Below are 25,564 nucleotides of genomic sequence, written 5' to 3' on the forward strand. Positions count from 1 at the left end.
CCCCGGGTTTCACGGCCTTCGGCCTTTCTCCTGCCCACTTTCGTGCCACACCGGGCGAACGCCGTGCCCTGGCACGTACCTGTCCCTACCCTGGCGCTGATTCCGTCGGGGGAAAGGGATTGGGATGTACAGCATCGTCGTCGTACCGGCATCCTGCGTCACCGCACAGGAACAGATCAGACTCGCACCGGGGGACACGCTCCGCTTCGGCCGCACACCCGCACCGGGCTGTGGCAGCAGGCAACTGACCATCCCGCACCCGTGTGTCTCACGCACCGCGGGCGAGATCACCGCCGCGGGCACCTACTGGTCGCTCAGCAATCTCAGCGGCACGTCCACCTATGTCGTGGAGAACCCGGAAGGCGCCGGCGAGCACATCAAGATCGCACCGGGACGCATCGGCGCGCCCGTTCCGTTCGAGTTCTCCCGCGTCGTCCTGCCCGCCGCGGACGAACCGGTCAGCTTCGACGTCTGGGCACCTCGCCACGACTACGCCGAGGCCGAAGGGCCCGACCCGGACGGTGAACCGACCGCACTGGCCTTCGCGCTGGACCGCACCAAGCGCTACTTCCTGGTGCTCGCGGCCCTCTGCGAGCCCCGCCTGCGCGGTGCGCCCCACGCCCCGCTGCCCACCGTCGAGCAGGTCGTGGAACGGCTGCTGCCGGTGTGGCCCGCGGCGAACCGGGCGGCCGTGCAGTGGAACATCGACTATCTCGCGGTGAAACTGCGCCTCAAGCCCGGCCCGGAGACCGCCGATCAGGGGCCGCGGCTGAACGGCAAGAAGGAGTCCCTCGTCTCGCTGGCGCTCCGCTTCGACCTCGTACGCGAGGACGACCTGCCGGCGCTCGCCGTCGCGGCGACGAGCGGGGCAGGGCGGTGACCGGCCCGGGGCCGTACGGCATCGCCGCCGTGCCCGCGGGCTACCGCGTCGGGGCGTGGATCGTCGACGAGCCGCTGGGCGCCGGGGCGTTCGGCAATGTGTACGCGGCGCATCACACCGCTCCGGAGCCAGGCGGCCCGGCCCGGGCCGCCCTGAAGTTCCTGCCGACCGGCACGCACACCCCGCGCCAGCTGCGGCATCTGCGGGAACTCGCGGAACGGGAAGTGGAACTGCTCAGCAGACTGCGCTCCCCGCGGCTGATCCGGATGTACGAGACGCTGACGCTCGACGACGCCGCGCATCCGGAACTGGACGGGGCGACGGTGCTGGTGCTGGAGGCGGCGGAGGGCTCGCTCGAGACGCTGCTCGCGGCGGAGCGCCGGCCGCAGGCGGGACCCGGACTGCTGACACAGATCTGCGAAGGGCTGCACCAACTGCACGGCGCGGGCTGGGTGCACGGCGACCTCAAACCCGGGAACGTCCTGCTCATGACCGACGGCACGGCACGCCTCGGCGACTTCAACATGGCGGCGGAACTGGAGGGCACCCATGCTTACGCCCCGGCCTTCGCGACGGCCGACTACACGCCGCCCGAACTGCTGTGGTCGGAGATCGGCGAACGCGGCCGGAAGGTACGGCAGACCACGGACGTCTGGGCCTTCGGCGTCCTGGCGCATCTGGTCCTGACCGGGTCCTTCCCGATGCCGGGCGGCTCCCCCGCGGCACGCCGCGAGGCCGCGGTGCGTTACGCCCGCGGCGAGGACCTCCGCCTGTCCCCCGACCTGTCCGCCTCCTGGCGGGGGATCATCCAGGACTGCCTGGCCCGTACGCACGAGGAACGGGCGCGGCACGACGCGACGTCCCTGCTGAGACGGACCAGGGACGCGGCCGCGGGCCGGGCACCGCGCCGAAGACGCACGCGGCGGCCCCTGCTCGCGCTGGCCGCCGGCGTGCTCGCCCTGGCCGCGGCCGGCTTCGGGATCCGCATGCTCGTGGACGACGACCCGGCCGCGAAGCCGGACACCCCGGCGGCCACCGGGTCCGCGGGGAGCACCGGGACGGCGCGGACGGCCACGGGCTACGACCGCTGCGGGGCGGGCTCCGTCTGCTTCTTCTCGGAGCCGGACGGCGGAGGCAGGATGTGCGCCTGGGAGGGCGACGACCCGGACTGGTTCGACGGCGAGACCGACTGCTCCTGGGCGGCCACCGAACGCCCCCGCTCCCTCTTCAACAACGGCGCGCCCGACCCCAACGGCTTCGTCCACGTCGCCTACTTCGCGAAACCGGGACTGCAACAGCGCCTGGGCTGCGTCGAGAAGGGCCGGCGGCAGGATCTGGCCCTGGACTCCTCCGTGCTGTCGCACACGTGGGCCAAGTCCTGCTGACCGCCACCCTCTGACCTACGAGGTACCTCCGGCCCGCCTCCGGCGGGATGGTGTCGGTGCGCCGCCGAACGGGCGGCGCACCGACGGGGGGTCAGTGGCATGAAGCGAAGGTTCATCGCCGCGTGCGCCGTCGCGGCAGCCTTGTCCGCCGCCGCGACCGGATGCACGGCACAGAACGAGGACACGACCGGTGCGGCGGTCCACGAATCGACCGGGACGGAGAGGCGTCTGCTCTCGGAGGCCACGCAACAGCTGGTCAAGGAGTGCATGGCACGCCACGGCTTCCGGTACTGGGTGGTGCACCCGCTGACCGCGGAAGAGAGTCGTCCGGTCGGTTACGTACAGGACGATGTCGCCTGGGCACGCCGGCACGGCTACGGAAGCCGGATCAGCGCCAAGGCGGAGCTCGCCCGGAAGACCAACCCCAACGGGGCCTTCCGGAAGGCTCTGCCACGGGACCGCGGCAGGGCGTACGACACCGCGCTCGACGGCGGCCCGAGCGCCCCGGTGCTCTCTGTGGAGGCGCCGGGTGGCGGCACGATCCGCAAGCGGGTGGGCGGCTGCGTCGCGGAGAGCGAGAAGCGGCTGTACGGCGACCCTCGAGCTTGGTTCGCCGCGGAGAAGACGGCGACGAACCTGCGTCCCCTGTACGGAGCGGACCTGATGCGGGACCGGCGGTTCGCCACGGCGGTCAAGGCGTGGTCGGCATGCATGACCGCGAAGGGCCACCCGTACGAGAACCCGAGCGACGCGCGCCGGGCGGCGATCGCGTCGGGCTCGCGACAGCCGGCAGACACGGGATTCGCCGCCGAGAGGGAAGTCGCCGTGGCCGACGCCGTCTGCGCGCGGGAGACCCGCCTCAGGGCCGTCGGCCGTGAGCGGGAGTCCCACTACGTGACGAAGCTGCGCGAGCGCTACGGGTACCGGTTGGACACCTTCCACCAGATGCGGCGTGCAGCGCTCGCACGCGCTCAGAAGATCGTCGCGCCCCGGTCCTGACGTCCGTCCCCAATCTTCCACGGCACCTGGCCGTGGATCGTCATGCCTCGAACGAGGCGAACAAAGGAGAACCAGTCATGCGGAAGTGGTGCACAGTACTCGCCGTTCTCGGACTGACCGGCCTGACCGGCCTCGCCGTTGCAGCCCCCGCCACCGCGCAGGCGGCCTCGCAGGACAGGGTGGCGGCAGCGGCGGCAAGTTGCGATCCGGAGTGGCCCGGCCGCAACGGCTCCATGTACGCCTGGCGTTACACGGGCTGCGAGGGGCTGCTCGGCTCTTCCCAGGGCAACGACCCGAACTGGGGCGACAGCAGCGGCCCGTTCCAGGGCAGCGACAACAACGCCGCCTCCTCCGTCATGAACGCCGGCTATGTCGGCGGAAACGACGTGGTCGCCTTCTACCGGCTGTCCGACTACCAGTGGTCCCAGGGCTACGGCTGCCTGCTGCCCGGCGAGTACTACGCGGACGACCTGAGCGACAACCGCTTCCAGTACGGCGGAAGCCTCGTCATCGACAACAACATCACGTCCCACAAATGGGTGAACGCCAACGAGTGCCTGGCCACGAGCATCATCACCTGACGGGCGCGGGCCCGGCCGCCGGTCTCCTTCGGAGCGGCGGCCGGGCCCGGACGAACCCCGTCAGTGGAAGAAGTGCCGCGTCCCCGTGAAGTACATCGTCACGCCCGCCTTCTTCGCCGCCTCGACCACCAGCTCGTCGCGGACCGAACCGCCAGGCTGGACCACGGCCTTGACGCCCGCCGCGGTGAGGATCTCCAGGCCGTCCGGGAACGGGAAGAACGCGTCGGACGCGGCGTACGCGCCCCGTGCCCTCTCCTCGCCGGCCCGCTCCACCGCGAGCTTCGCGGAGTCGACGCGGTTGACCTGACCCATTCCGACGCCGACCGACGCGCCGTCCTTCGCGAGCAGGATCGCGTTGGACTTGACCGCGCGGCACGCCTTCCAGGCGAAGGCCAGCTCGGCGAGCTCCTCGGCGGACAGGGCCTCACCCGTCGCCAGGGTCCAGTTCTCCGGCTTGTCGCCGTCCGCCTGGAGGCGGTCGGTCACCTGGAGGAGCGCGCCGCCGTCGATGGGCTTGACCTCGACCGGGTTCGCCGGGGCGCCCTCGGCGCGCAGGACGCGGATGTTCTTCTTGCGGGCCAGGACCTCGACCGCGCCGTCCTCGTACGCCGGGGCCACGATGACCTCGGTGAAGATCTCGGCCACCTGCTCGGCCATGGCCACGGAGACCGGCCGGTTGACGGCGATCACACCGCCGAACGCGGAGAGCGGGTCACAGGCGTGCGCCTTGCGGTGCGCCTCCGCGACGTCCGCGCCGATCGCGATGCCGCACGGGTTGGCGTGCTTGATGATCGCCACGCAGGGCTCGGAGTGGTCGTACGCGGCCCGGCGCGCGGCGTCGGTGTCCGTGTAGTTGTTGTACGACATCTCCTTGCCGTGCAGCTGCTCCGCCTGCGCGAGGCCGCCGCTGCCGGAGGTGTAGAGCGCGGCGGGCTGGTGCGGGTTCTCGCCGTAGCGCAGGACGTTGTCCCGCTCCCAGGTGGCGCCGAGGAAGTCGGGGAAGTCGCTCTCGTCGGCGGGCGCGTACGAGGACGCGAACCAGGACGCGACGGCCACGTCGTACGCGGCGGTGTGCTGGAAGGCCTCGGCGGCCAGGCGCTTGCGGGCGGCCAGCTCGAAGCCGCCCTCACGGGCCGCGGTGAGCACGTCCGCATAGCGCGCCGGGCTGGTGACGACCGCGACGGAGGGGTGGTTCTTGGCGGCGGCGCGCACCATCGACGGACCGCCGATGTCGATCTGCTCGACGCACTCGTCCGGGGTGGCGCCGGAGGCGACGGTCTCCTTGAACGGGTACAGGTTCACGACCACCAGGTCGAAGGGCTCGACGCCCAGCTCGGCGAGCTGCCGCTGGTGGTCCTCCAGGCGCAGGTCGGCGAGGATGCCGGCGTGCACGCGGGGGTGGAGGGTCTTGACGCGGCCGTCCAGGCACTCGGGGAAGCCGGTGAGCTCCTCGACCTTGGTGACCGGGACGCCCGCCGCGGCGATCTTCGAGGCGGTGGAGCCGGTGGAGACGAGGGAGACACCCGCCTCGTGCAGGCCGCGGGCCAGCTCCTCAAGGCCGGTCTTGTCGTAGACGCTGACGAGTGCGCGGCGGATGGGGCGCTTCGTACCTTCGGCGGTCACGGGATTATTACCTTTCGTCCCTCAATGCGGTAGCCGTGCCGGGCCAGACGCCCCACGACCTCGACGAGCAGCGAGCGCTCGACTTCCTTGATGCGCTCATGGAGAGCGGCTTCATCGTCCTCGTCCCGGACCTCGACCACGCCCTGGGCGATGATCGGGCCGGTGTCGACGCCGTCGTCGACGAAGTGGACGGTGCATCCGGTGACCTTCACGCCGTACGCGAGCGCGTCCCGCACTCCGTGGGCACCGGGAAAACTGGGCAGCAGCGCCGGGTGGGTGTTGACGATCCGGCCGCCGAAGCGGGCGAGGAACTCCTTGCCGACGATCTTCATGAAGCCGGCAGAGACGACGAGGTCGGGCTCGTACGCGGCGGTGGCCTCGGTCAGGGCGCTGTCCCACTCCTCGCGGGTGGCGTGGTCCTTCACCCGGCACACGAAGGTGGGCAGTCCGGCGCGCTCGGCCCTCTCGAGACCCGCGATGCCGTCGCGGTCGGCGCCGACGGCGACGATCCGGGCGCCGTACCCCTCGGGGTCGGCGGCGATGGCGTCGAGCAGGGCCTGGAGGTTGGTACCGGACCCGGAGACCAGGGCGACGATGCGGGCGGCGGCCACGGGGACTCTTTTCGCGTTACGGTGCGGCTTACGGTGCAGCTTTGTGCGGTCGTACAAATGGAGCGCATCCCCGGATACGGGGAACTCTACGAAGCGGTCGACCGTCAGCAACGATACCGGCACACAGCACGGCCCCCACGGGACGGGGGCGTGGCCGGAAGGTAGCGTCTGGGGTCAGGGCCCGCGCCCAGGCGGTCCCGATCAAGGGCATGACGAGGGGAAGACGTTCACCAGATGCCGGACCGACGCCGCCGTACGGACCTCCTGTTGCCGCGGGAGCGCCAGTCCACGGACGACAACAACCCCTTCGCGCCGCCGCCGGAGGGCAGGCCGGACCAGCCGTGGCAGCCGCGCCACCCGTCGTCCGACGACGACTCCTCCTCTTCCTCCGGCCGGTCCGGCGGTGACGGCTCGGACAGCGGCTCGGGCTCGGGCTCGGGATCGGGTTCGAACTGGGGCAGCCAGTGGAGCAGCCGCCAGCCCGGCCGCTCGTCGGGCGGCGGCTTCGGCGGCCGGCCGCGCCCCGACGGCAACGGCGGCGGCCAGGGCGGCCCCGGGACCCCCGGCGGCCTGCGCTGGGACCCGACGGACCCCGCGCAGCGGCGGGCGCGGTACGCGCTGCTGTCGGGCATGTGGGCGTTCTTCTTCGCACTGTTCGACTTCCCCGAGATCGCCCTGCTGCTCGGCGCGCTGGCGTTGTACTGGAGCATCAGCTCCCTGCGCGCCAAGCCCCGGCGCCGGGTCGACGCCAACTCCCTGACCACCGGCGGAACCCCGGCGAACGCCCCGGCCCCGCCTCAGCACGCCCCCGCGTCCGCGCCGCCCGCCGCCCCCGGCAGGCCGCAGATCACGGCGGCGGTGAGCGGCCTGGTGATGGCGAGCATCGCGCTGGTGATCGTGGCGGCGTCCTTCACGGCGCAGCTGGTCTACCGCGACTACTACACCTGCGTGAACGACGCGCTGACGAAGTCGGGTCAGCTGGCCTGCAACGAAAAGCTCCCGGAGCCCCTGCGGGGCGTACTGGGCGTCAAGGAGTAACGCGCGGGCCGCGCCGCGCTTCAGCGGACGGCCTCTCCGGAGGGCTCGAGCGGTTCACCGCCCGGGCCCTCCGGCCGTTCCCCGCCCGGGTCTCCGGCCGTCCGCGAGCACAAAGGCCGCGCGCGCACCGCAGGTCAGCGGGCGGCTCCCTCGGAGGGCCCCGAGCGGTTCACCACTCGGGCCCCGGCCGATTCCCGCCCAGGCCGTCCGCCGTCTTTTGACAGCGCACGGGCCGCGCCGCGGTTCAGCGGGCGGCCTCTCCGGAGGGCTCGAACGGTTCGCCGCCCGGGCCCTCCAGCCGTTCCCCGCCCGGGTCTCCGGCCGTCCGCGAGCACAAAGGCCGCGCGCGCACCGCAGGTCAGCGGGCGGCTCCCTCGGAGGGCCCCGAGCGGTTCACCACTCGGGCCCCGGCCGATTCCCGCCCAGGCCGTCCGCCGTCTTTTGACAGCGCACGGGCCGCGCCGCGGTTCAGCGGGCGGCCTCTCCGGAGGGCTCGAACGGTTCGCCGCCCGGGCCCTCCAGCCGTTCCGCGCCCGGGTCTCGGCCGTCCGCGAGCACAAAGGCCGCGCGCGCACCGCAGGTCAGCGGGCGGCTCCCTCGGAGGGCCCGGGGCGGTTCACCACTCGGGCCCCGGCCGATTCCCGCCCGGGCCGTCCGCCGTCTTTTGACAGCGCACGGGCCGCGCCGCTGGTCAGGCGGCTTCTTCGGGGCTCGGGCGGTTCGCCGCCCGGGCCCTTCCGTCGTTCCCCGCCGGGGCCATCCATGGTGTGACACCCCAAGGCGGGCGCGCCGCAGGGTCAGCGGGCGGCTTCCTCAGAGGGCTCGGGCGGTTCGCCGCTCGGGTCCTTCGGCGGTTCGCCGCCGGGGTCTTCCGCCGCCTGCGACGCGGGCGGGGCCGGCGACGGGGGCGTCGCGGCGGCCCCGGGGTCGGCGGCGGGCTCAGGGTCGGTGGTGGTCCGGGCGCCGGGGCCGGGGGCGGTCGGCGGGGCGGGGAGCGGGAGTGGGGGGAAGTCCGGCATCAAGCCGCCGGAGGACTCCTTCAGCGCGGCCCAGCGGTCCTCGCGCGGCCCCCGCGGATCGCGCGGATCACGGGCGGTCCAGGTGTCCGCCGGGAGGAAGTCGTACAGCTCCGACTCGTCGTCGAGCGGGCCGGGCCCACCGTCGAGGCTCGTGTCCGACGCCGCCTGACCCGTCGGCGGAGCCGGGGGCACCGGGGGCGCCTCCGTGAACGTCACCGCGGCCGCAGGCCCTTCGGTCGCGGCGCCGCGCCGGCGCAGCAGCCCCCGCCCCCGTCCCCGACCGGGCGTCCTCAGCCGCCACGCACGCAGCGCCAGGGCCAGCGGGATCCCCAGGCCGGCCGTCCAGAGCAGGGCCGCGCCACCGGTGAGCCACCACACGGGGCCGAACTCCGAGAGGCGGCCGGTGCCGAGCGGGCCGCCGGACGCGGCGGCGAGCAGACACATGAGGCCGGCGCAGCCGACCGCGCCGAGCAGCACCGTGAGGGCCGTACCGCCGGAACTCCAGGCGCTTTCGCGCTCGCCGTGCCGCGGGGCCGCCGCTCCCGCCGTGAACCAGGCGAGCGCCCCTCCCGCGACGACGGGAATCGCGACCGCCGCCCAGTGCAGCGGGGTGCCGGGCCCTTCGCCCGGTACCGCCGCGAGGAGCGGGAAGTCGGGCAGCGCGGGCGTGCCGGTCGCCGCGAGCGGCGCCGCGGTCGCGTCCGTACCGACCGCGAAGCCGGGACCGAGCCCGTAAGCCGCGCCCCACACCGCCGCGTTCGGCAGCAGTGCCAGCGCCAGCAGCCCGAGGGCCGCCCGGCCCGACCACTCCCCCGACAGGCCCAGGAACGACTCCTGCGCGGCCCGTCCGTGCCAGACCGTCGCGGTCACGGCCAGCACCGCGCCGCCGACGAGCAGCGTGATCGTGCCCGCGGCGGCGGATCGCAGCGCGGCGGACACCCTGCCGGCGGCGACGGCGGCCCGCAGCCACTGCGGCACCCGGTCCGGCAACGGGCCCAGCGGCCGGCCGCTCGCGTTCCAGGCCCCGGTGGCCGCGGCCAGGAACGTCACGAGCGGCAGATGGACGAGGGCGCTCAGCGGGTCGGCGGCGAAGGAACCACCGGCCACGTAGAGGACGACCGGCGCACCGACCATCACGTATCCGCTGGCCACCATCGTCGGTGCGCTCCAGGCGGACGGCCTCGGCCTGCCCTCCGCCGGTTCCAGGGCGTCGCGTGCCGCCCTGTGGGCCGGCCAGGCGGCCACGGCGACGAGCAGCAACGGCACGATCCCCATCGGCGCGGGCGCCCCGGTGAGCGTGTCCGTCCGTACGAGCTCGGTGCCGTGCGCCAGCAGCCACAGCGCCGCCGCGACGTGCAGGGCGTCGGTGGGATCGCTGTCGGGGAAGGGCGAGCTGATCCACATCACCATCACGAGCACGGTGATCACGCCGAGCCCGAGTCCGGCCGCCGTCGCGCCGCGTACGAACGACGCGACCAGCGCGACCGACGCGCCGCCCTGCACGGCGACCGGTGCTTGCGGCAGCGAGTGGCTCTGTTCGGTCACTTGGGTCACGCGGCCATGCTGCCAACGACACGCGCTTTATCCGTGTAACGGGCGAATGACCGATGTGTCGCCCAAGATACGTTTATGTGCTTTTTTGTCGAGTGCAGTGCCTGAGGGGGCCTTCATGACCGAGAGCATCACCCGCTCCGCGTCCGGCACCCCCCTGCCGCCCCCGAAGGAACGGCGCAGGCTTCGGGAGGCGAAGTCCCTCTCCGAGGACGAGGTCGCGACGACGATCGGGGTCACGCGGGCGACGGTCCGGTCCTGGGAGACCGGCCGCACCGACCCGAGGGGGCGCAAACGCGAGGCGTACGCCAGGCTGCTCGCCGCCCTCGGCACGCGGAACGACGAGTACGCCCCGTCCGGCCGGCCCCTGAAGGACGACCGGAACAGGGACGACCGGGAGCGGGAGGACCGGGCGCGGGACGGCAGGGACCGGGACACGCGGGACCCGGACGGCAGGTCCGGGGATGCCGAACGATCCGGAGGAACGCAACCGCCGGCCCCGCCGGAGGACGCGCCCGCCGACCGCGCCCATCCGCCGTCGCCGGCACGGTCGGCGCCGCCCACCCGCACGGCGCAGCCCACGGCGAACACCCGGCCCCGTCCCGCCGTGAAGCGGGCCGCGAAGCCGCCGGCGGCCCTGCATCCGAGACCGGGCGCCAGGCCCGGACCGCCGTCCGGCGCGGCGCTCTCCGCCGACAGCCCACGTACCGTCAGCTCCCTCGGTCCGGCGGCGCTCACCGTACCGGCGCCCAGCCCGGAGGAGGCGTTCGACGTGCTGTACGCGGGCGTCGCCCCGGACCTGGTGCGCCAGACGTATCTGCTCACCGGCCGCCGGCGGCTCTCCCAGGAGTCGGTCGAGCGCGCCTTCCACACCGCCTGGCAGTGCTGGCCTCAGGTCGCCGTGGACCGGGACCCGGCGGGCTGGGTGCGGGCGGTCGCCTACGAGTACGCCATGTCCCCGTGGAACCGGCTGCGGCCCGCGCACCGGTTCCCCGACGAACTTCCGGGCGAGGAGCCGCGGCGGCAATTCCTCGAGGCGCTCCAGGAGCTCCCCACGACCTACCGCCGGACCCTGCTGCTCCACGACGGCCTCGGGCTCGGACTGCCGGAGACCGCGGCGGAGACGGAGGCCAGCACCCCCGCCGCCGCGAACCGTCTCGTGCACGCGCGCGAGGCCATGGCCGAGCGGCTCCCCGAACTGGCGGACACCGGCGTGCTGCGCGACCGGCTGAGGGCACTGGCCGGTGCCGGACCCGCGCCGCTCATGACACCGGCGTGCGACGTGCGCAGCGGGTGCGAGCGCCGGGCGCAGATGTGGACGCGGGCGGTCGCCGCGGCGACCGCGCTGATCATCGCGGCGACCGCCTTCACCCTGGTCACGGCGCCACGGCAGTACGATCCGCCGATCTCTCCGGCCCAGCAGATCGAAGGCGTGCCCGCGCCGCAGCACGGACCGCACCGGCTGACCGAGCAGGACAGGGAGCTCCGCGACAAGCTCCGCTCCGAACCGGTGAGCGGACCCGGGCGTCTTCTCCCGCTGCAGGGCTGACAGTTCCGCCGAAACGCGTGTGGGCCCGCCCCGGTGACCGGGGCGGGCCCACACATGTACTGCGGAAGGTCAGCCGGCGAGGATCGCGCGCGCCAGCTTGGCCGTCTCGGTCGGCGTCTTGCCGACCTTGACGCCCGCGGCCTCGAGGGCCTCCTTCTTCGCCGCGGCGGTGCCGGAGGAGCCGGAGACGATGGCGCCGGCGTGGCCCATGGTCTTGCCCTCGGGGGCGGTGAAGCCCGCGACGTAGCCGACGACCGGCTTGGTGACGTTGGCCTTGATGAAGTCGGCCGCACGCTCCTCGGCGTCGCCGCCGATCTCACCGATCATCACGATCAGGTCGGTGTCGGGGTCGGCCTCGAACGCCGCGAGGGCGTCGATGTGCGTCGTACCGATGACCGGGTCGCCACCGATGCCGACGGCGGAGGAGAAGCCGATGTCACGGAGCTCGTACATCATCTGGTAGGTCAGCGTGCCGGACTTGGACACGAGACCGATGCGGCCGGGCTTGGTGATGTCGCCCGGGATGATGCCGGCGTTGGACTGGCCCGGCGTGATGAGGCCGGGGCAGTTCGGGCCGATGATGCGGGTCTTGTTGCCCTTGGACTTCGCGTAGGCCCAGAAGGCGGCGGAGTCGTGGACGGCGATGCCCTCGGTGATGACGACCGCGAGGGGGATCTCGGCGTCGATCGCCTCGACGACGGCGGCCTTGGCGAAGGCCGGCGGCACGAAGAGGACGGAGACGTCGGCGCCCGTCTTCTCCATGGCCTCGGCGACGGAGCCGAAGACCGGTACCTCGGTGCCGTCGAAGTCGACGGACGTGCCGGCCTTGCGCGGGTTCACGCCGCCGACGATGTTGGTGCCGTCACCCAGCATGAGCTTGGTGTGCTTCATGCCCGTGGCACCGGTCATGCCCTGGACGATGACCTTGCTGTCCTTGTTCAGGAAGATAGCCATGGTTCTAGATCCCTCTTCCCTTACTTCGCAGCAGCGGCGAGCTCGGCGGCCTTGTCGGCCGCGCCGTCCATGGTGTCCACGCGCTGCACCAGCGGGTGGTTGGCGTCGGAGAGGATCTTGCGACCCAGCTCCGCGTTGTTGCCGTCGAGGCGCACGACCAGCGGCTTGGTGACTTCCTCGCCCTTGGACTTCAGCAGCTCCAGGGCCTGGACGATGCCGTTGGCGACCTCGTCACAGGCGGTGATGCCACCGAAGACGTTGACGAAGACGGACTTGACGTCCGGGTCGCCGAGGATGATCTCGAGGCCGTTCGCCATGACCTCGGCGGAGGCGCCACCACCGATGTCGAGGAAGTTGGCGGGCTTCACGTTGTCGTGGGCCTCGCCGGCGTAGGCGACGACGTCGAGGGTCGACATGACCAGACCCGCGCCGTTGCCGATGATGCCGACCTCGCCGTCGAGCTTGACGTAGTTGAGGTTCTTGGCCTTGGCGGCAGCCTCGAGCGGGTTGGCTGCGGCCTTGTCCTCGAGGGCCTCGTGGTCCGGCTGACGGAAGTCGGCGTTCTCGTCGAGGGACACCTTGCCGTCGAGCGCGATGACGCGGCCGTCGGCGACCTTGGCCAGCGGGTTGACCTCGACGAGGAGGGCGTCCTCGGCGATGAAGGTCTTCCACAGGGTCACCAGGATGTCGGCGACCTGGTCGGCGACCTCGGCCGGGAACTTCGCCTGGGCGACGATCTCGGCGGCCTTCTCCTTGGTGACACCCTCGTTGGCGTCGACCGGGACCTTCGCGAGGGCCTCGGGCTTGGTGGCCGCGACCTCCTCGATGTCCATGCCGCCCTCGACGGAGGCCATGGCCAGGAAGGTGCGGTTGGTGCGGTCGAGGAGGTACGAGACGTAGTACTCCTCGGCGATCTCCGGAGCGGTCTCCGCGATCATCACCTTGTTGACCGTGTGGCCCTTGATGTCCATCCCGAGGATGTCCGTCGCACGGGCGACGGCCTCGTCCGGAGTGGCGGCCAGCTTGACGCCGCCGGCCTTGCCGCGGCCGCCGACCTTCACCTGCGCCTTGACGACCGACTTGCCGCCCAGTCGCTCGGTGGCCTCGCGCGCCGCCTCAGGCGTGTCGATGACTTCACCGGCCAGCACCGGTACACCGTGCTTGGCGAAGAGGTCCCTCGCCTGGTACTCGAACAGGTCCACGCGCGTCCGTCCCTTTTCTGATGATCGCGGTTCGTTGTCTGCGTGGGCGTGCCGCGAAGGGCAACGTGACTGCTCTTGTCACAAGGGAGGCACACACGGTGTCCGTGGGCGCGGCATGTCCGCCTGGCAGGTTATCCCCGCCGGAGGTGCGCCCCTAAATCGCAGATCACACCTGAGCGGTGATTACGGTCACAGAGCGCACCCCGATCATACGGCCGGACCTTGGCCGGAGGCCTCCCCGCACGGCGGGGGGCGGGACGTCAGCGGATGCCGCTGACGTCCCGCCCCTGCCGCTGGTTGCCTGGTCAGGCACCTGACGGGCGCCTCGGGGGGTGGCCGGTCAGATGCCGTACGGCAGGTAGCTCGGGGTCACGTCGGAGACGACTCCCCGCACCCCGCCGACCGCGTTGTCCGCGAGCGGCGCCGCGTCACCCGTGACGTTCGTCGCAATACCCTGCGCGAACGGCCGGACCTCCGACACCACGCCCGCCGCGAACGGGTCCACCTGGCCGGTCAGGCCGTGGGCCAGGTCGCCGGCACTGTGGCCGACGCCCTGCGCGAGCGGCCCGACGTGGCCGGCCACGGTGTCGACCAGCGGCTGGACCTCCGCGACCACACCGGCCGCGAAGGGCTGCACCTGGCCGGCGACGCCCCCGGCGAACGGCGGCACCTCGCTCACGACGCCCGCCGCGAACGGCTGCACCTGGCCGGCGACACCGCCGGCGAACGGCTGCACGTCGGAGACGACGCCCTGGGCGAGCACACCCGCGTCACCGGCGGCCTGAGCTGCGACCGGCTGCGCACCGGCCACGGCGGTGGCGACCACGGGCGGCAGCACGGCCGCGGAGGTCTCGTCGACGACCGGGCCGGACGCGTCGACGGCGCCCTGCGCGCGGGCCTCGGCGGCGGCCGGGACCTGCTCCAGCTCGTGCGCGAACGCGGAGAGGGGACCGAAGAGGTAGTCGATGTCGGCATCCACGGACGGGGCGGACGGGACGTCCACCGACGGGGCCTCGGGAGAGGGCACGCGGACGTCCGGAACCGACGGCGCCTCGTACGAGGGGAGCTCGCCCTCGACGTACTCGCGGGCCTGGTCCGCGGCACCGGTCGCCACATGCTGGACGTCGGCCTCGGGCAGCAGCCCGCCGGCGTCGGCGTCCACGTCGGTCACGACGTCGACGGTGGCGTCGACGGCCTGGTCCGGGGTGGACAGCGGCACGGAGACGGGCGCCTCGTCGGCGCTGGCGGCGGCGGTCCCGAGGGCCCACATACCGGTGGCGGTGGCCGCGACCGCGATGGAGCGGCGGATGTTCTTGTGCATGCTTGGCGGTTCCTTCGAATTCGTTCGGCGGTCCGGAGAACAGGGGCTCCGGAGTGGCGGGTAGACCTGCCCACCCCCGCGTGGCAGGTCAGAGGCGGGGGAAGGCCTGCCCTAGCCGGGGAATTCGAGAACGTCGCGCGGCCTGTCGCGGGTCGGCGGCCCGGCCGCCGGGCGAACGGCACCGCAGGCGGACGCGTCCGGTGCGCCGCCGGCCGACGTGGCCGCCGGCTGGTCACCCGCCCTAGGCGTGTGCGTCTCACCGGAGTGGTGCACCGCGCCCGGCTGGTCCCTGCACGGATCCGAGGGGGTCGGTGCGGGCGCGGGAGACTGCGCGGACACGGCCCGCGCAGTGCCGGAGTGACCGTCGTAGGCGCCGCCGCAGTCACCGCGCGGTGCGGCGGCGGCGGGACCGGTGGGACCTTCGGCGGAAGGGCTCGCGTCGCCGGCCGCCGGGTCCGTACCGGTGGGCGCGACGGTGAACGCCGCGCCGCCCGGCACGTACTGCCATTGCCATGCCGGAAGGTCGTCGGGGGCCAGGACGCCGTCACCGCCCGGCAGCGCGGCACCGGTGCCCGGCAACGGGCCGCCGGGCAGGGGGCCGGTGACGAACCCGAGCAGCGGACCGGCCGGCCGGCGCACGCCGTCGGTGACCGGGCGGGCCGTCTCGCGCACCGTTTCCACGGCCTGCCCGGCGCCCGTGGCCTCGACGATGCGGAGGGATCCGGCGGCCACACGCCGCAGTTCCCTTGCTGCCCGCTGCTCGGCGTGCCGCACCTCCGCGGGAGTACCGGCGGAGGTGGACGGTCCGGCGGACACGGGCGATCCCGGCGTTCCCGCCGACGGGCCGGCGGTGACCGGCGCGGGAAGGCTGTCTCCCGCATCGGCCGGACGGGGCACGGCGGCGGTGCCGGCGTCGCTCGAGGGCCGGGCACCGGCCCGGATCTCGGCGTTGACGTCACCGGTCGAGAGCTCGGACGCCTGGGCCTGGCCGCAGAAGAGCAGACCGAGCGTCAGAACTCCGCCGAGGAACAGCAGAACGCGCAGCATCCGCGAACCGGACACCGCCCGGCGCAGCGCGCGCGGGACGGCAGCGGTGTTCAGCGCTGCGGCAGTCACGGTGGAAGGGCTCTCTCTCGGTCGGCGTCAGCCGGGATCGCGACGATGCTCGCACGAAGCTCCCCGGGCCACGCAAGTCCCCTGTTACCGATGAGTCACCATGTCATGTCCTGTCACTGATGGGCGGCCATGTCCGGTATGGGCAGGGGGCGTTTCTCGATGGCCGCCGCCATGACGTCCGGAAAGAGGTCCGGCGTACAGGCGAACGCCGGTGCCCCGAGGGCCGCGAGGGCCGCCGCGTGCTCACGGTCGTAGGCCGGGGCGCCCTCGTCGGAGAGCGCCAGCAGAGTGACGAACTGCACTCCGGACGCCTTCATCGCCGCGACCCGTTTCAGCATCTCGTCGCGGATGCCGCCCTCGTAGAGGTCGCTGATCAGGACGACGACGGTGTCGGCGGGGCGGGTGATCTGCGACTGGCAGTACGCCAGGGCCCTGTTGATGTCCGTGCCGCCGCCGAGCTGGGTGCCGAAGAGGACGTCCACGGGGTCGTCCAGCTGATCGGTCAGATCGACGACGGCCGTGTCGAAGACGACGAGCCGCGTGGCGATGGAGCGCATCGAGGCCAGCACCGCGCCGAAGACCGACGCGTAGACCACGGACGCTGCCATCGAGCCCGACTGGTCGATGCAGAGCACGACCTCCTTCTTCACCGCCTGGGACGCCCGGCCGTAGCCGATGAGCCGCTCGGGGACGACCGTGTTGAACTCCGGCAGGTAGTTCTTGAGGTTCGCCCGGATGGTGCGGTCCCAGTCGATGTCCCGGTGGCGCGGCCGGTTGATCCGCGCCGAGCGGTCGAGCGCGCCTGTCAGGGTGGACCTGGTGCGGGTGGCGAGCTTCCTCTCCAGTTCCTCGACGACCTTGCGCACGACCGCCCTGGCCGTCTCCTTCGTCGTCTCCGGCATCGCCTTGTTGAGCGAGAGCAGGGTGCCGACGAGATGCACATCGGCCTCGACCGCCTCCAGCATCTCCGGCTCCAGCAGCAGCGCGGAGAGACCGAGCCGGTCTATCGCGTCCCGCTGCATGACCTGCACGACGGAGCTCGGGAAGTACGTACGGATGTCGCCGAGCCAGCGGGCGACGGACGGCGCGGACGCGCCCAGGCCCGCCGAACGGCTGCTGTTGCGGCCGCCGTCGGCAGCGCCGGCGGACCTGCCGTACAGAGAGGTGAGCGCTCCGTCCATCGCCGCGTCGGTCCCGGTGAGGGTGCAGCCCGTGCCGTCGGCACCGGACTCTCCGCCGAGCACCAGTCGCCAGCGCCGCAGCCGCTCGTCGTTCACGCTCGCAGTCATCCGGCCACTCCCGCCAGGTCGTACAGCTCGTTGTCGTCGATGCCGAGGAGGAGCCCCAGCACGGGAATCACGGCGTCCGCCCGGGCGGTGTCGAGGCCGGGTCCGAAGCCGGGGACACCGGCGTCCGTCCGCGTCCGCGTGGCCGCCGTCCCCTCCCCCCGCCGGACGAGTTCGCCCAGGGTGCGGCGGACGCCCGGTTCGTAGGCGGAGAAGGTGCGGCGCAGCAGCGGCAGCACATCGGTGAACGCCTGTGCGGACACGCCGGTCAGCCATGAGTCGACCAGCCCCAGCAGACGTTCGTCGTGGACCAGCAGCAGCCCTCCCCCGGACGCGCCGCCGACGAAGCCCTCGATCCAGGCGGCGGCCGCGGCAGGCTCCGTGCCCGGGGAGAGAGCGAGAGCCATCAGGCGTGCGGCCTCGTCCTCCTCGAGGTGCCCCTCGTCCAGCAGCAGGCGGGCCGTCCGGCCGCGTATCACCCCGGGGACGGAGTCACGGCCGGCCAGTTTGCGCAGCACGGACCGCCAGCGCTCCTTGATGCCGTCGGCGTCCGGCAGCAGGCCGACGGCGGCGTGCACCCCGTCGAGGTGGCCGCGCATCTCCTCAGCGCCGTCCGCGTCGAGCCCGGCGCAGGCGGGCGGCAGGCCGACGCAGATCCGCTCGGCGAGCCCTGCGGCGACCTCGCCGAGCGCCGCCGTGTCGGTGGCGCGCACGTCGCCGTACCGCAGCGAACGCGCCAGCGCGGGCAGCGCCTGGGCGAGGTGGCTCACGTCGGCGTCGAGGGCGGCCCGGTCGGCCAGGGCCTTCATCACCACGGGGAGCGCGTCGGGCAGTTCGGCCAGGAGGCACTGCTCGGCGAGGGCGGTCACCTCGGCGAGCGCCGTCGCCGCGCCTGCCTGCGCCTCCGCCTTGGCGGTGGCGGCGGAGAGCACCGTGGTGCCCCAGACGCCGGCCTCCGCGACCTTCACGGACAGCTCGGGCTCCCAGCGCAGCCGCCAGCTCTCCCGGAACGTGCCGGTGCTTCCCCGGCCTGCGGCAGGCTCGCCCCAGCCGACCGCGAGCAGCCGCAGCCGGTGCAGCAGCCGGCTCTTGGCGGCGTCGGTGTCCTTGCGCAGATCCAGGTCCAGTTCGCGCTCGAGAGCCTCCGGCTTGAGCCGCAGACTGCGCTGCTGCCGGGTCAGATCGCGCTGGAGCGGTACGGCGGGCGCCGTGTCGGGCACTTCGCCGAGCACGTCCCCCACGATGAGCCGGTCCCTGACGAGGTCGAGCGGTACGTCGGAGCCGTCGCACATCACGGCCCGGACCGCGTCGACGGTCTCGGTCAGTCCGGCGAGCGGGCGGCCCCGCATCACGGCCAGGGTCTCGGCGAGCCGTACGGCCTCGATGACATGGGCGGACGACACCATCCGGTCCTCGTCCCGGAACAGCCGGGCGACCTTCGTCATCCACCGCTCCACGGGCCGGTCGGGGACACCGAAGAGGTGGCCGTACCAGCCGGGCGAGTCGATGCCCGCGCCGTAGCCGGAGCGGCGCGCCAGCCTGCGGTGGGTCCAGGGCACCCACGTCATGTCCGTCCTGACCTTGGGCAGCCCCTTGAGGAGGGCCTTGTCCGCGGCGACCGTCGTGGCGGTCATGAGCGCCGGCACGTGCCAGGCGCCGCAGACGACGGCGACGCCGCTGTCCCCGAACTCCTTCTTCGCGGCGCGGATCTGGAGCCTCATGAACGCCTCGCGCACGAGGTCCCGGTCGTGCCCGCCGTGGCCGTACGTCTCCCGCAGGGCCGCCATGGCTTCGGCGAGGGCGGTGAACGGCGCGAACGGACCGGCCTCACCCGCGGCGTCGTCCGCCGGCCCGCGGTCCGGTGCCGGACGGGAGCCCCTCAGCTCGACGACGTCCTCCCACCAACGCTCCGGGTCGTCGTACCCGGCGGCCCCGGCGAGGACCGCGATCGGGTCGATCCGGACGTCCGGCGCGTCCTCCTCCGCCTCCTGGGGCCCGGCCTCCGGCTCCGCGGTCAGCGCGAGCGAATGCGCCGCGGGCAGGTCGATGAAGCGCACGGCCGCGCCGTTGGCCAGCGCCCACCGGATCGCCACCCATTCGGGGGAGAACTCGGCCAGCGGCCAGAACGCGGCCCTGCCCGGATCGTCCGTGGCGTGCGCGAGCAGGGCGACGGGCGGGCGCATCTGCTCGTCGGCGGCCAGCGGGAGCAGGGCGTCGCCCTCCGGTGGGCCTTCGATCAGTACGGCCGCGGGGGCGGCCGCCTCCAGCGCGGCCCGCACCGCCCTGGCCGAGCCCGGCCCGTGGTGGCGGACCCCGAGCAGGAGCGGTGTCATGCGCTCACCTCGCGGCAGGCGCGGTAGAAGTCCTTCCAGCCGTCCCGCTCGCGGACCACCGTCTCCAGATACTCCTGCCAGACGACCCGGTCGGCGGCCGGGTCCCGCACGACCGCGCCGAGGATGCCCGCCGCCACGTCCCCCGGCCGCAGTACGCCGTCGCCGAAGTGCGCCGCCAGGGCGAGGCCGCCGGTGACGACGGAGATCGCCTCGGCCGTCGACAGCGTCCCGGACGGGGACTTGATCTTTGTGCGGCCGTCGGTGGACACCCCGTCGCGCAGCTCCCGGAAGACCGTGACCACGCGGCGGATCTCCTCCAGTCCCTCCGGCGCGGCCGGCAGGTCGAGGGAGCGCCCGATCTGGTCGACGCGCCGCGACACGATGTCGACCTCCGCCTCCGGTGTCGCGGGCAGCGGCAGGACGACGGTGTTGAAGCGCCGGCGCAGTGCGCTGGACAGGTCGTTGACCCCGCGGTCGCGGTCGTTGGCGGTGGCGATGAGGTTGAATCCGCGGACGGCCTGCACCTCCTGGCCCAGCTCCGGGACGGGCAGCGTCTTCTCGGAGAGGATCGTGATCAGCGTGTCCTGCACGTCGGCCGGGATGCGGGTGAGCTCCTCGACGCGGGCGGTCATGCCCTCCGACATGGCGCGCATGACGGGGCTGGGCACCAGCGCGTCCCGGCTGGGGCCGTGCGCCAGCAGCTGGGCGTAGTTCCATCCGTAGCGGATGGCTTCCTCCGGCGTGCCGGCGGTGCCCTGCACCAGGAGGGTGGAGTCGCCGCTGACGGCCGCGGCCAGATGCTCCGACACCCAGGTCTTCGCGGTTCCCGGCACACCGAGGAGCAGCAGAGCACGGTCGGTGGCGAGCGTGGTGACGGCCACCTCGACGATCCGGCGGGGCCCCACGTACTTCGGTGTGATCACCGTGCCGTCGGGGAGTGTGCCGCCGAGGAGATAGGTGGCGACGGCCCAGGGCGACAGCCGCCAGTTCACCGGCCGCGGCCGGTCGTCGGCCGCGGCCAGCGCCTCGAGCTCGTCGGCGAAAGCGTCTTCCGCGTGCGGTCGCAGGGCTTCGTTCCCCGGTTTGGCGACGGTTTCTGACACGGTCATGGATCCCCCTCCAGATCGTTCGACCCGATGTGGGATCCACCGTGCACCATGCCACTGACAATCGGCCCGGCCTCGGCATGACCGCAGGTCAGAGGCCGAAAGGCGGTGTGGATAACGGGAGTCAGCCGCCGACCGGCGACTCCGCGATGCAGCCGCCCGCGGTGGCGAGGCCCTCTCCCGTCTCCTCCGTGAGCACCTTGCCCTTGTGCGTGATCCTGCACGTGACCTCGGTGCCGGTGAGGTCGGCGGCGACCGGCATCACGGCGGCGGGCATGATGCCGCGCAGCGTGACCGTCTTCGTCCAGGGCAGTGTGGGCTTGTCCACCGTCTCGATCTTCGGGTTCATCGCCTCGCCGCCACCGCCGTGGTACTGGATCGAGTCGACGTTCTTGCCCGTGACCTCGTACGTCACCTCGTACTTCTCGTCGACGACCTTGTCGACCTGGTCGACCGCCTCGGAGCAGGCGGTGAGACCGAAGGCCGGACCGGCCACGATGCCGGTGGCCGCGACGGCGCGGACCGCCGTACGGATGAAGCGCTTCATGCTGGATCCCCCCGGATTCCGAATTCGACACACTGTGTCGAAAGTAGCAAACCGCCGGCCGTCCAACACCCTCTCGGCATCGGCGGATTCGCAGGTCGGACCGATTGTCAGTGGTGCCCCTTAGCGTCGTTCCCATGCTGCTTTCAAACGGGGGAACGGCCCCTGCCTCCATGGATCAAGGGGTGGCGCGCTGGGCCGCGGAGCAGGTTCTTTCACTGGCTCCTGACGCTGCATCACGCAAGGCCGGAAGCAAGCTCGGCGCGGCCGGCCCCTGGTCGGGCGCGGGCTGCGACGCGTCCGGGGCCGTGTGGGGCCTGTGCAAGGGCAGCGGCAGCAAGCCGTACCAGACGGTCGTGGACACCACCGGCCCCGCGTACAAATGCAGTTGCCCGAGCCGGAAGTTCCCGTGCAAGCACGCGCTGGGACTGCTGCTGCTCTGGGCGTGCGACGAGCAGACGGTGCCGCTCTGCGAGGTGCCGGAGTGGGCGGACGAATGGCTGTCGGGACGCAGGAGCCGCGCGGCGGCCAAGGAACAGACGGGCACCGGCTCCGGTGCCGCGAAGAGCACCGCCGACCCGGAAGCGGCCAGGCGGCGGGCGGAACGCAGGGCGGAGCGGATCACCGCGGGCGCCACGGAACTGGAGCAGCGGCTCGCCGACCTGGTGCGCGGCGGTCTCGCCGCCACCGAGCGGTCCGGGTACGGCCTGTGGGAGGAGACCGCCGCACGCATGGTCGACGCGCAGGCCCCGGGGCTCGCCGCGCGCGTCAGGGAGCTGGGCGCGATCCCGGGCTCGGGGCCCGGCTGGCCGGTGCGGCTGCTGGAGGAGTGCTCCCTGATCCATCTCCTGGACTCCGCCTGGCTGAGGCTGGAGCGGCTGCCGGAGCCGCTGGCCGCCACCGTCCGCAACAGGGTCGGCCTGTCGTCGGCCGCGGAAGGCCCGGCGGTCCGGGACCAGTGGCTGGTCCTCGCCCAGTACGACTCCGCCGACGGCAAGCTCACCACACGCCGTGTCTGGCTGCACGGACGTGAGTCGGGGCGGACCGCGCTGCTGCTCTCCTTCGGCGCGGCGGGGCGGCCTCCGCAACTCGCCCTGCCCGTGGGACTGATGATCGACGCCGAGGTCACGTCGCACGGCGCCGGCCGGCCGAGGGCGGAACTCGGGACGCAGTTCGGCCCGCCCGCCACCATCGACGCACCGCCTTCGGGCGGGCCGTGCGCCTCTGCCGCCGACGCGTACGGGCAGGCCCTGCGCGACGACCCGTGGCTGGACTCCTGGCCGGTCACTCTCACCCGCGTCATACCCGTGCCGGACGGGACGGGATGGCAGCTCGTCGACGCCGACGGCGGCGCGGCGCTGCCCGTCGACGCCGACGGCGGCGCGGCGCTGCCCGTCGCCGCCGCCGCGCTCACCCGCCCGGGCCTGTGGAAGCTCGTGGCCCTCGCCGGCGGACGGCCGGTCACCGTGTTCGGCGAGTTCGGCCACCGGGGCCTCGTCCCGCTCACGGCCTGGCCGGAGGACATGTCCGAGACGGTCCCGCTGATCTGAACGTAGGGAGACCTCATGACCACCACCGCCAGTGCGTCGCCCTGGGAAGAGCTCGTCACCTCGGCCCTGCTCGGCACCGACCGCCGGACACCGCCGGCCGGTACGACACCCGCCGGGAAGGACGCGCCCGTCGCCCTGCTCGACGCGGCCGCCCTGCACACCGTGCGGCGCCGTGCCGGGCTGAGTCCCGCGCCGCCGGCGGCGGGCGGCACACTGCCGGAGCCCGCGCCGGACGACGCGCGCCGCGCGCTGCCGCTGCCCGCACGGCGACGGCTCGTCCAGCTGCTGGCCGACCGTTCCGGGCCCTCGGGCTCAGGGGGCAGGCGCGGCACCGCCCCCGACCTCACCGCGCTGCTCCCCCAATGGCTCGCCGCCGCCAACGAACACGGCTACCGGGCACCGGCGTCCGTGCTGCCCGCGTTGCTCGACGCCGCCCGTGCCCGCACCGACCTGCGCCCGCACGCGCTGACCTTCGCCGGACCGCGCGGTCTGTGGCTCGCCCGGCTCAACCCCGAGTGGAAGTTCGCGCTGCGCGGCGGGTCCGCGGGCTCCGCGCTGCCGGACATGGGTGACGCGGAGGCCGTGCGGAGGCTGTGGGAGGAAGGCCTGTTCGCCGAACGGGTGGCGCTGCTCGCGGGTCTGCGCGCCCACGACGCCGGTGCCGCGCTGGCGCTGCTCACCTCGACATGGTCGACCGAGCGGGCGGAGGACCGGCTGATGTTCCTCGACTCGCTGCGGGCGGGACTGTCCGACGCGGACGAGCCGTTCCTCGAACAGGCGTTGTCGGACCGCAGCCGCAACGTCCGCTCCACCGCCGCCGAGCTCCTGTCCGCCCTGCCGCATTCCGCGCTCGCCGGCCGCATGGCGGCACGCGCCGCGTCCTGCGTCGCCATGGACCGCAGCGGAGGCACCGAAGCGACGATCGTCGTGGAGGCGCCCCACGAATGCGACGCGGACATGCAGCGTGACGGCATCGTCCCCACCCCGCCGTCAGGACGCGGGGAACGGTCCTGGTGGCTGGGCCAGCTGGTGGAGGCCGCCCCGCTGTCGGTCTGGACGGACCGGCTGGGCGGGCGCTCGGTCCGGGAGATCGTCGCGCTGCCGGTGTCCGACGGCTGGGCGGACGAACTGCACGCGGCATGGTGCCGGGCCGCGGTACGGCAGCACGACGCCGACTGGTCGCGCGCCCTGCTCGGCACACCCGCCGCACCGCCGTCGACCGGCCCGGGGACGACGTCGCCGGCCGAGCGTTCGAAGCTGCTCGCGGCCCTGCCGGACGACGAACGGGCAGCGTGGGTCGCCGAGTTCATAGCGGCACACGGCCTGTCGGAAGCCTTCCAGCTGCTCGGTGTGTGCACGGTGCCGTGGGCCGCGCCGCTGGGCCGGGCGGTCGTCGACGCGCTCGACATCGCTCGGGACGCGGGCAGTTACCCGTGGAGCTTCAGCGGCGTGATGGGCCTCGCGGAACGCTGCCTGTCACCGGAGGAGGCGGACCGGCTGGAAGTCCTCACGGCGACCCCGGACGAACAGGAGGACGCGTCACCGGGCGCGGGCGGCTACTGGTCGGAGGCGTTCCAGCGCCTGGTCTCGACGCTGCGCCTGCGGGCGGCGATGCACGAGGAACTCTCCACCACCTGACGGGCTGCCGCCGGGCCGACCGGGCACGACGGGCACCCGGGGGGGCCGCCCGAGGGCGGTGAGTGACACAGGGGCCTGCATCCGCGCCGGCCCTTGGCATCGCCGCTCACCGACGGCCCGGTACCACCGGCAGGCGGTGCGGCCCCGGCGCGGGCGCCACGCTGCAAGCGCGGGGGCTCGCCCGAGGTGCGCAAGCCCTACGACACCCGGCAGGAATGAGGGTCACGGACCTGCATCCGCGCCGCCCCCGGCATCGCCGCTCACCGACGACCCGGTCCCGCCGGCAGGCGGTGCGGCCCCGGCGCGGGCGCCACGCTGCAAGCGCGAGGGCGGTAGGAGTGCGGGGCGCTGCCGGTGCGGTGCGCACCCGCAGGCGCGCCATGGGGCCTGGCGCGCCCCGCTCGGGGCGTCGCACGCCCCCGAAAGGGAACACCCCGCGCGCCGCGCCGCGCCGGCCGCACCGGACACCGTGCCACGCGACACCGTGCACGGCGCGCGGCGCGCGTAAGGACCGGCGGCAGCCGCGCGGTCGGTTACGCCTCCGCCGTCGCCCGGACGTTCGCGTTGACCCAGTCGACGATCGACGCCGTCGTCGCGCCGGGCGTGAAGATCTCCGCGACGCCCTGCTCCTTCAGCGGTGCGATGTCCGCCTCAGGGATGATCCCGCCGCCGAAGACCTTGATGTCCTCCGCCTCGCGCTCCTTGAGGAGCTCGATGACCTTCGCGAAGAGCGTGTTGTGCGCTCCGGAGAGGATCGACAGGCCGATCGCGTCGGCGTCCTCCTGGATAGCCGTGTCGACGATCTGCTCCGGCGTCTGGTGGAGCCCGGTGTAGATGACCTCCATACCGGCGTCGCGCAGCGCCCGCGCGATCACTTTGGCGCCGCGGTCGTGGCCGTCGAGACCCGGCTTGGCCACCACCACGCGGATCGGACCAGTCACACCCATCACTGCCTCCTGGGTCCCCGCGGCCCATGAGGGCGCGCGGAGAGTGAACGAACGTTATCTCCAGCATCCCGCAAGCCGCCGTTTCGCGGTGCGCGGGGAGGGGGAAATCACACGTAGGACATTTTTCGCCGAGCGTCGTACCGGCATCAGGCATCGCGCGCCACCCACGCGCAGCCCGCGGGCACGGTCGCACGGGGAGCCGCCGCAGGTCCACAACGGGTCGTCGCACCACCGTGCCGACAGCCGCACGGCACGGTGGTGCGACACCGACGCGGGAGACCGCACCGGTCCCGAGCGCGCTTCCCATGAGGGCACGCGGGGCAGAGCCGCC

General features: G+C 73.3%; 20 protein-coding genes. 8 read left to right on the forward strand and 12 right to left on the reverse strand.

Features of this window, described 5'->3' with window-relative positions; genetic code table 11:
• Nucleotides 1–124 precede the first annotated feature (124 nt).
• The 4 genes from SPRI_RS15055 to SPRI_RS15070 all read left to right on the forward strand — a co-directional run bounded on the left by SPRI_RS15055 (nucleotide 125) and on the right by SPRI_RS15070 (nucleotide 3,845).
• Complete coding sequence (locus tag SPRI_RS15055) at nucleotides 125–880, forward strand: FHA domain-containing protein (RefSeq protein WP_005313242.1); 756 nt, start codon at nucleotides 125–127, stop codon at nucleotides 878–880.
• Nucleotides 877–2,265 (forward strand): serine/threonine-protein kinase, encoded by a 1,389-nt coding sequence (locus SPRI_RS15060; RefSeq protein WP_005313244.1) that lies wholly within the window; start codon nucleotides 877–879, stop codon nucleotides 2,263–2,265. Before SPRI_RS15055 ends, SPRI_RS15060 begins: the two co-directional genes overlap by 4 nt.
• 99 nt (nucleotides 2,266–2,364) lie before the next feature.
• Complete coding sequence (locus SPRI_RS15065; protein ID WP_005313247.1) at nucleotides 2,365–3,264, forward strand: hypothetical protein; 900 nt, start codon at nucleotides 2,365–2,367, stop codon at nucleotides 3,262–3,264.
• 77 nt (nucleotides 3,265–3,341) lie between these two features.
• A complete protein-coding gene (locus SPRI_RS15070) occupies nucleotides 3,342–3,845 on the forward strand; it encodes a hypothetical protein (RefSeq protein WP_037773930.1) in 504 nt (167 codons plus the stop codon).
• A gap of 60 nt (nucleotides 3,846–3,905) precedes the next feature.
• Here the strand turns inward: SPRI_RS15070 and purH are convergent, their stop codons facing one another.
• The gene (purH, locus tag SPRI_RS15075) at nucleotides 3,906–5,468 is read right to left on the reverse strand and encodes a bifunctional phosphoribosylaminoimidazolecarboxamide formyltransferase/IMP cyclohydrolase (RefSeq protein ID WP_053557002.1); all 1,563 of its coding nucleotides are present in this window, start codon (nucleotides 5,466–5,468) and stop codon (nucleotides 3,906–3,908) included.
• Complete coding sequence (gene purN, locus SPRI_RS15080) at nucleotides 5,465–6,079, reverse strand: phosphoribosylglycinamide formyltransferase (protein ID WP_005313253.1); 615 nt, start codon at nucleotides 6,077–6,079, stop codon at nucleotides 5,465–5,467. Before purN ends, purH begins: the two co-directional genes overlap by 4 nt.
• Before the next feature lie 234 nt (nucleotides 6,080–6,313).
• On the opposite strand from purN, the gene SPRI_RS15085 reads away from it, so the two are divergent.
• A complete protein-coding gene (locus SPRI_RS15085) occupies nucleotides 6,314–7,117 on the forward strand; it encodes a hypothetical protein (RefSeq protein ID WP_005313256.1) in 804 nt (267 codons plus the stop codon).
• Between the two features lie 797 nt (nucleotides 7,118–7,914).
• On the opposite strand, the gene SPRI_RS15090 is transcribed toward SPRI_RS15085, so the two are convergent.
• Nucleotides 7,915–9,690 (reverse strand): cell division protein PerM, encoded by a 1,776-nt coding sequence (locus SPRI_RS15090; RefSeq protein WP_182327740.1) that lies wholly within the window; start codon nucleotides 9,688–9,690, stop codon nucleotides 7,915–7,917.
• Between the two features lie 115 nt (nucleotides 9,691–9,805).
• Between SPRI_RS15090 and SPRI_RS15095 the strand changes: the two genes are divergently transcribed.
• The gene (locus SPRI_RS15095) at nucleotides 9,806–11,236 is read left to right on the forward strand and encodes a helix-turn-helix domain-containing protein (protein WP_053557003.1); all 1,431 of its coding nucleotides are present in this window, start codon (nucleotides 9,806–9,808) and stop codon (nucleotides 11,234–11,236) included.
• A 69-nt stretch (nucleotides 11,237–11,305) separates the two neighbouring features.
• Here the strand turns inward: SPRI_RS15095 and sucD are convergent, their stop codons facing one another.
• The 8 genes from sucD to SPRI_RS15135 form a co-directional block, all read right to left on the reverse strand.
• Nucleotides 11,306–12,190 carry a succinate--CoA ligase subunit alpha gene (sucD, locus tag SPRI_RS15100; protein ID WP_053557004.1) on the reverse strand — a complete coding sequence of 295 codons (885 nt, stop codon included), beginning with the start codon at nucleotides 12,188–12,190 and terminating at the stop codon, nucleotides 11,306–11,308.
• Between the two features lie 20 nt (nucleotides 12,191–12,210).
• Nucleotides 12,211–13,392: an ADP-forming succinate--CoA ligase subunit beta gene (sucC, locus tag SPRI_RS15105; RefSeq protein WP_005313265.1), complete on the reverse strand. Its 1,182-nt coding sequence runs from the start codon at nucleotides 13,390–13,392 to the stop codon at nucleotides 12,211–12,213.
• Between the two features lie 340 nt (nucleotides 13,393–13,732).
• Nucleotides 13,733–14,713: a hypothetical protein gene (locus tag SPRI_RS15110; protein ID WP_053557005.1), complete on the reverse strand. Its 981-nt coding sequence runs from the start codon at nucleotides 14,711–14,713 to the stop codon at nucleotides 13,733–13,735.
• A 111-nt stretch (nucleotides 14,714–14,824) separates the two neighbouring features.
• Nucleotides 14,825–15,829 (reverse strand): hypothetical protein, encoded by a 1,005-nt coding sequence (locus SPRI_RS15115; protein ID WP_005313270.1) that lies wholly within the window; start codon nucleotides 15,827–15,829, stop codon nucleotides 14,825–14,827.
• A gap of 113 nt (nucleotides 15,830–15,942) precedes the next feature.
• Nucleotides 15,943–17,118, reverse strand: coding sequence for a VWA domain-containing protein (locus SPRI_RS15120; RefSeq protein WP_005313272.1), 1,176 nt, complete (start codon nucleotides 17,116–17,118; stop codon nucleotides 15,943–15,945).
• On the reverse strand, nucleotides 17,115–19,448 hold the full coding sequence (locus SPRI_RS15125) for a DUF5682 family protein (protein ID WP_053557006.1): 2,334 nt from the start codon (nucleotides 19,446–19,448) through the stop codon (nucleotides 17,115–17,117). The genes SPRI_RS15120 and SPRI_RS15125 overlap by 4 nt, the downstream gene beginning before the upstream one ends.
• Nucleotides 19,445–20,557, reverse strand: a complete 1,113-nt coding sequence (locus SPRI_RS15130; protein WP_005313274.1) for an ATP-binding protein — start codon at nucleotides 20,555–20,557, stop codon at nucleotides 19,445–19,447. The genes SPRI_RS15125 and SPRI_RS15130 overlap by 4 nt, the downstream gene beginning before the upstream one ends.
• A 121-nt stretch (nucleotides 20,558–20,678) precedes the next feature.
• A complete protein-coding gene (locus SPRI_RS15135) occupies nucleotides 20,679–21,101 on the reverse strand; it encodes an MmpS family transport accessory protein (RefSeq protein ID WP_037773938.1) in 423 nt (140 codons plus the stop codon).
• A gap of 134 nt (nucleotides 21,102–21,235) precedes the next feature.
• Here SPRI_RS15135 and SPRI_RS15140 point away from each other — a divergent pair, with 134 nt between their 5' ends.
• Nucleotides 21,236–22,648, forward strand: coding sequence for an SWIM zinc finger family protein (locus SPRI_RS15140; protein WP_107082431.1), 1,413 nt, complete (start codon nucleotides 21,236–21,238; stop codon nucleotides 22,646–22,648).
• Nucleotides 22,649–22,663: 15 nt separating this feature from the next.
• Entirely contained in the window at nucleotides 22,664–24,286 is a 1,623-nt protein-coding gene (locus SPRI_RS15145; protein WP_053557008.1) for a DUF5691 domain-containing protein, read from the forward strand.
• A gap of 533 nt (nucleotides 24,287–24,819) precedes the next feature.
• Here SPRI_RS15145 and SPRI_RS15150 read toward each other — a convergent pair.
• A complete protein-coding gene (locus SPRI_RS15150; protein WP_005313282.1) occupies nucleotides 24,820–25,233 on the reverse strand; it encodes a cobalamin B12-binding domain-containing protein in 414 nt (137 codons plus the stop codon).
• Between the last annotated feature and the right edge of the window lie 331 nt (nucleotides 25,234–25,564).

This window comes from Streptomyces pristinaespiralis (genome assembly GCF_001278075.1).
In the GTDB taxonomy this organism is placed as follows: domain Bacteria; phylum Actinomycetota; class Actinomycetes; order Streptomycetales; family Streptomycetaceae; genus Streptomyces; species Streptomyces pristinaespiralis.